This is a genomic window from Nostoc sp. T09, assembly GCF_002154695.1.
In the GTDB taxonomy this organism is placed as follows: domain Bacteria; phylum Cyanobacteriota; class Cyanobacteriia; order Cyanobacteriales; family Nostocaceae; genus Aulosira.
In genome coordinates, this window is the sequence record NZ_MTAV01000265.1 from 7,933 (window position 1) to 13,104 (window position 5,172).

Here is a 5,172-nt window from a genome sequence, read left to right on the forward strand (position 1 = left end):
CTGCAAAAAATCTCAGTCCTAACTCAAAGGCAATCAAACGAATAGCATCGTACATATAGGCATAGTCATTCGCGGTGAGAAACGCTTTGCCTACGGAGAGATAGCCTTGCAGTATGCCTTGACAAAGTTCAGTATCAAAAGAAACGCTTTCCCAATCCTCAGTTTCTTCCCCAGAGGGATTGCAACCCGATCGCAAACAATCGCCAATGTCGTAATGTACTAGGCCAGGCTTCACGGTGTCGAGGTCGATGACACTGACGGCTTGCTGAGTTGCAGTATCAAACATCACGTTATTGATTTTTGGGTCGCCATGCATCAGACGTAGTGGCAACTTGCCTGTAGCTTTAGCATCTTCTAAGATATGTGCAAAGATTTGGCGATCGCTAACAAACTGCAAGCAATAATTGACTTCTGGGGTTTTCTGCACAGAAGTTGTCGCCAGAACTTCGTTATAGTGTTGCAGGTAGCGTGGCGTAATATGGAATCCTTCCAATGTATCAGCGAGTTTTTCTGGTGGTAAGTCGCTGATTAGATTGTGGAACATCCCCAAAGCATAGCCAACTTCGCCAGCTTGTGAGCGATCGCTCATCGTGTCAAATGACTGCGAACCTGCAATAAAGCTGATTGCGCGCCAGAAAGAACCATCTGCATCTGTCCAATGGTCTTGTACATCTTTGGTAAAAAGTACGCGAGGTATTTCCCAGCGGCGGTTGAGGGGAGAGCGTTGTAGCCGTTTGCGAACGTGCTCTGTGAAGATACACATATTCTGCATGATCAGTTGCGGCTGACGAAACACCTGCGTATTGATGCGTTGCAGAATAAAATGTCGTTCTTGTGCAGCATCTAGAGTTACTAAAAAAGTGTCATTTATATTACCACTGCCAAATGCTTGAATACCCTTTACCTGACCCTGAAGCGTAAATTGTTCAGCAATCGTAAAAAGATTGTCTTTGCTTTGTGTTTTGATATCTTCTATCGTGTTCATATTTGACCTGCACTACTCACCACGTAACGGACCAAAAGGAATTAGGAGACATCGTAGCCTAAGTTGCACGTTAGGTCTGTGTACAAGTGTTGCAGTTTTTGCGATCGCCTACGACGGCGGCTTTGCAGCATCGCGCAACATCTCAAGATGTTGTCAAATCAAGTTAATTCCCTGCGACTCAGTAGATGAAGTAAAGGAATCTAAAGGTTGACTTTTAACTTCCCCAGTAAAAAACTTTTTTGTTTCTTTACCTGTCATTTAAAAAAGACATAAAAAAATGTCTTAATTTTTCGGGTGACTAAGAGAGAATGTGAAGTAAGTAATATAACTTAAAGATCTCATATATGTCTGACAGAAGGCGTTCTGACGATTACAAGCAGGTCAGTGGTTATATTCCACTGGAATTAGCCCTGGAGTTCAAAAGCATATGTGCTCGCTTGGATATATCTCAAAGCGATGCTATGGAAGAGATGATTCAAGAGTGGATCAGCAAAACTACAGGTTCTGGTGCTAAAAACAAACCTCCAGAAGTACCAACCACAATTGCCGATCTAGTCAGATTGAACATGACAAAGCTCAAACGCTGTGGAGTCAAGAACTTACAAGCACTGGCTGAAGGAGAAGTTCTACCGACACCAGGAGATTTTGCAATCATCACTTCGGCTTTAGGTATCCCAGAACAAGAAAGGATGAAGATTTGGCAAGGAACGTATAAACCGTCCGTGTATCCCAATACTAAGGGTGTAAAAGTATATAGAGTTTCTGAAAGTGTAAAAGTAGATGAGTGTGAGTATTCTTAAAATCCTCAACTTACCGGGCTGGAACTATAAAATGTCCTATGAAGGACTGTCAATTTTGGCCCCAACCAAACGCGATGCTACACAGCTAGCTCAAAGCTACGGGGAGGCACTTAGTGAAACAGCGTTAAAAATTAACGGTAAGGTACGGATAAAATGGCGTGGCTGTAAGCAACCAATCGAGTTTTTCGGATGGATGGCAAGCCAACAACCACCAACAGCCTCCGAAACTGCCGAACGTATCTTGCAGACTGGCGGTACAGTGTTTTGCAGCCAGATGCACCTCCCTGATGAGTTGTTGTATCGCATGGTTGCTGCTGCCGATAATGAACGTCCTATCAGCATCGTCAGACAAGATAACCGTAAGCAAATTATTGTGAATCAACCGATGATTGAGATGCTGCAAACTCCTCCTGAGATTGCGACTCAACGGGTAATGACCAAATTTTGGCTACCAGAAGATTTGGCTGAATTGGAGCAACGATTACACAACGATCACCAATTTACTTGGACTTACTCAGCAGGTCTCAATGAACGCGCTTGGGCAATCTTGACTACTCAATTTGAAGCTTTCGAGGTTGAAGGCATTTGGTACAGACAGGGAACCTGCTTGTCTACTCCACAACTGGTGCCAATTCCACCAGGAGTGTTTGAATCGGCTTAAATGCACAATTTGATTCCTTCCAGAACTCAAAAGTTATCAGGTGTCTCCTTTTTTTAAATAAGCTCTATCAAGGAATTTATTCTCAACATATTAAAACTCTAGAAATATAGAGTTGATGCTTGATGGCATCACACAGGCTCTATGCTACCCAAAACTATCAAATACCGTACAATTGGCTAACGTTGCTGTAGTAGCTATATGTAATTATTCTGCCTCAACGGTAACACCAAGGTTTCGCACCAGAACGGGGATGAGTGGAGTTTAGGGTAATACCGCAATCTTTTAATTCGTTAAACACAATAAATAAAGCAAAAACTAACCCCAGCAACAGCAATACACTACCAATTGCCAGTAACGAGTAGGTGGTGCTGTCGATTTCTCTTTCAATTAAAGCTTCTTTCGGCTTGCGGGGATTATAGTAAACCTTCACATCTGCTTTAGGTTGATAATTTCGGAGTCTTTGCTCAGTTAAAACCCGTGAATTAGCAACCCCACTATCACCAGCAAACAACTGTTGAGATTGATGTCGTTTGCCATTGACAACATACTCATAACTCACAATAATTTGGTACAACTTCCGATTTCGACCTTTGGTAGAGCGTTCTTCAACCTTCACAGCGAGAATTGTACCGATAGTTTCTGCCCATTGTTTCGCTTGATGCGACTTCCAAAGCGATCGCGCAGATATGACTACCAAAATTAAGCCAATAATGGTGAATGGCAACACTGGTAATAGACTTGATAAAACAAACTCGATGAAAAACATCTCTCACCTGAAAGTAAGGTATGAAAGCTGCTGTTAGTTCTGCGGTCATTTAGCAGTACTAATTAATACACCCTATCAGATGAGCGATCCAACAAGGTCTGTTGTTAAGCCACACCTTACAAATATCACTACACAATCATATTGACTTTTATCTCTCAAAATGAGAGCATAAAAATAATAATTTAATGGGTTAATAAATATGATTACTATAGAAATCAATGCATCTCATTTCAATTCGCAAACTTCGTACTGATACTGCTCAATTCCCCAACGCCAAACAGCAAATAGAAAACTGGTATGCAACCGTAAAAAAAGCAGACTGGCAGAGTTTAGAAGATGTTCGTAGAATTTATCGCGATGCTGAAGCAGTGGGGAATTTTACTGTTTTTAATATTAAAGGTAATGATTATCGCTTAATTGTCGGTATCGACTATGAAAACCAGGCCGTTTACTATAAATATTTTTTAACACACGCTGAATACGACAAAGATAACTGGAAAAATGACCCTTACTTTTGACCAAAATGCCTATCGCAATCTATTAAGTGAAGTTGCTCCTAAGGCCATTGATACAGAGGAAGAGTATGAACGCATCTTGAATAGAGTAGAAGAGCTAACTTTTAAGAAAAATCGTACAAACGAAGAGCAAGCTTTATACAAGTTGCTAGTAATATTAATTGAATCCTACGAGACACAGAATTATCCTATGGATAATTCTGCACCTTATGAAATTCTGCAACATATTATGGAAGCTAGTGGAACCCGTCAAGCAGATTTAGTAGGAATAATTGGTTCGAGTGGTGTGGTGTCTGAGGTGGTGAATGGTAGACGTTCAATTAGTAAAGCACAAGCGAAAGCACTTAGTGAGTATTTTAAAGTGTCGCCTAGTTTGTTTATTTAAGAGTTTTTATACCCTCATTTTATTGCATCAATCCAACCTCAACGCTACATAATAGCCAGGCTGAAAAGCGTAAATGCCGTGCAGGGTCTACAAAAGAAGGCATCGCACGCCAAAATAGCAGTTTTAATGATTACACCATACATCTAGTAGCTCAGGTAACCAGTATTTTGATGGCAAAATCATGGCAGCAGGAGTTTTTTCTGGAGCAATCAAAACAGGAAACCAACCAGATTTTAAATATCCACCAGGGAGATGTTTTCGATATACCATAATCGATGTGAAATATACGAGTTGATTTAATGTTAAAGAATCGGGAATTTCGATATTAAATGGACAATCCATTTCATTAGTAATAACTTCAGCAAAAGTTACAAAATCTAACATTTCTGGATGCTCAAGCTTTTTATCTTTCAATTCATAAAGGTCTTGGGCGATTCTTGTCAATTCTTTTAGATTGCTGTCAAATACTGGAGCAGGACTACAGACAATCACTGCTGGGTGATCCCACCTTCCCGGCTGAAAGAGCAAATTGTTAGCTTGAACTAGTCTTCCCCAAACGACCATACCCTTTCTCAAGAGAATATTTTGATCGCGATATAAAACGCAAAATCTGCGATCGCGTTCTAGAACCATCCACCACGGAGGAATCAGGGAATTATACAAGAACTGCTTCCAAGAAAATTCTTGGCATTGCTCCTTAAATTTTTTGCGAGTCTGATACAAACAATATGCAGCATCCATCCAAATCGGATCTCCTTTTTACAGGCACTCAGGAAACATGACAATTCTCTTGTTCATTATTCCCAGTGCGTTCGCTACTGTTATAGCCGAGTTAAACTCTAAAAATAGGCGATCGCATCATTGCTTTACTCACCCAACAAAAAGAGCGATCGCCAAATAAGTCTAGACTTTAGCCAGGAGTTAACTTAAACATTTGTTGCGCATAGACAAAGCTCTATCTGAATGCTCCCTTATGCAGCCAGCAAGCGTTACACTAGAGCTCTTGCAAAAATATATTTTTGCAAGAGGGGGGAAAGGGAAAAGGTTAAAGGGAAAGGGT

Annotated in this window: 8 protein-coding genes; 5 read left to right on the top strand and 3 right to left on the bottom strand. The window is 40.8% G+C overall.

Annotated elements, in window-relative coordinates:
• Positions 1–985: phosphotransferase enzyme family protein (locus BV372_RS34430; RefSeq protein WP_256973635.1), on the bottom strand; the 985-nt coding region annotated here is incomplete at its 3' end.
• Between the two features lie 344 nt (positions 986–1,329).
• Here BV372_RS34430 and BV372_RS34435 point away from each other — a divergent pair.
• Positions 1,330–1,785 carry a hypothetical protein gene (locus BV372_RS34435; RefSeq protein ID WP_086692001.1) on the top strand — a complete coding sequence of 152 codons (456 nt, stop codon included), beginning with the start codon at positions 1,330–1,332 and terminating at the stop codon, positions 1,783–1,785.
• Positions 1,766–2,446, top strand: coding sequence for a hypothetical protein (locus BV372_RS34440; RefSeq protein WP_086692003.1), 681 nt, complete (start codon positions 1,766–1,768; stop codon positions 2,444–2,446). The genes BV372_RS34435 and BV372_RS34440 overlap by 20 nt, the downstream gene beginning before the upstream one ends.
• Before the next feature lie 214 nt (positions 2,447–2,660).
• Here BV372_RS34440 and BV372_RS34445 read toward each other — a convergent pair whose 3' ends face one another.
• The gene (locus tag BV372_RS34445) at positions 2,661–3,212 is read right to left on the bottom strand and encodes a DUF3592 domain-containing protein (RefSeq protein ID WP_086692004.1); all 552 of its coding nucleotides are present in this window, start codon (positions 3,210–3,212) and stop codon (positions 2,661–2,663) included.
• A gap of 218 nt (positions 3,213–3,430) precedes the next feature.
• Between BV372_RS34445 and BV372_RS34450 the strand changes: the two genes are divergently transcribed.
• Both BV372_RS34450 and BV372_RS34455 read left to right on the top strand, forming a co-directional pair.
• Positions 3,431–3,730, top strand: a complete 300-nt coding sequence (locus BV372_RS34450) for a type II toxin-antitoxin system HigB family toxin (RefSeq protein ID WP_086692006.1) — start codon at positions 3,431–3,433, stop codon at positions 3,728–3,730.
• Complete coding sequence (locus BV372_RS34455; RefSeq protein ID WP_086692010.1) at positions 3,714–4,112, top strand: type II toxin-antitoxin system HigA family antitoxin; 399 nt, start codon at positions 3,714–3,716, stop codon at positions 4,110–4,112. The genes BV372_RS34450 and BV372_RS34455 overlap by 17 nt, the downstream gene beginning before the upstream one ends.
• A 123-nt stretch (positions 4,113–4,235) precedes the next feature.
• On the opposite strand, the gene BV372_RS34460 is transcribed toward BV372_RS34455, so the two are convergent.
• Positions 4,236–4,853 carry a hypothetical protein gene (locus tag BV372_RS34460; protein ID WP_086692013.1) on the bottom strand — a complete coding sequence of 206 codons (618 nt, stop codon included), beginning with the start codon at positions 4,851–4,853 and terminating at the stop codon, positions 4,236–4,238.
• A 37-nt stretch (positions 4,854–4,890) separates the two neighbouring features.
• Here BV372_RS34460 and BV372_RS38145 point away from each other — a divergent pair, with 37 nt between their 5' ends.
• The gene (locus BV372_RS38145) at positions 4,891–5,013 is read left to right on the top strand and encodes a hypothetical protein (RefSeq protein WP_256973637.1); all 123 of its coding nucleotides are present in this window, start codon (positions 4,891–4,893) and stop codon (positions 5,011–5,013) included.
• The last annotated feature ends 159 nt before the right edge of the window (positions 5,014–5,172 follow it).

What these genes read in the sequence shown, in the direction of transcription:
- BV372_RS38145 (WP_256973637.1), top strand. Translation starts at nt 4,891, where the DNA reads ATGACAATTCTCTTGTTCATTATTCCCAGTGCGTTCGCTACTGTTATA.
- BV372_RS34440 (WP_086692003.1), top strand. Translation starts at nt 1,766, where the DNA reads ATGAGTGTGAGTATTCTTAAAATCCTCAACTTACCGGGCTGGAACTAT.
- BV372_RS34450 (WP_086692006.1), top strand. Translation starts at nt 3,431, where the DNA reads ATGCATCTCATTTCAATTCGCAAACTTCGTACTGATACTGCTCAATTC.
- BV372_RS34445 (WP_086692004.1), bottom strand. Translation starts at nt 3,212, where the DNA reads ATGTTTTTCATCGAGTTTGTTTTATCAAGTCTATTACCAGTGTTGCCA.
- BV372_RS34460 (WP_086692013.1), bottom strand. Translation starts at nt 4,853, where the DNA reads ATGGATGCTGCATATTGTTTGTATCAGACTCGCAAAAAATTTAAGGAG.
- BV372_RS34455 (WP_086692010.1), top strand. Translation starts at nt 3,714, where the DNA reads ATGACCCTTACTTTTGACCAAAATGCCTATCGCAATCTATTAAGTGAA.
- BV372_RS34435 (WP_086692001.1), top strand. Translation starts at nt 1,330, where the DNA reads ATGTCTGACAGAAGGCGTTCTGACGATTACAAGCAGGTCAGTGGTTAT.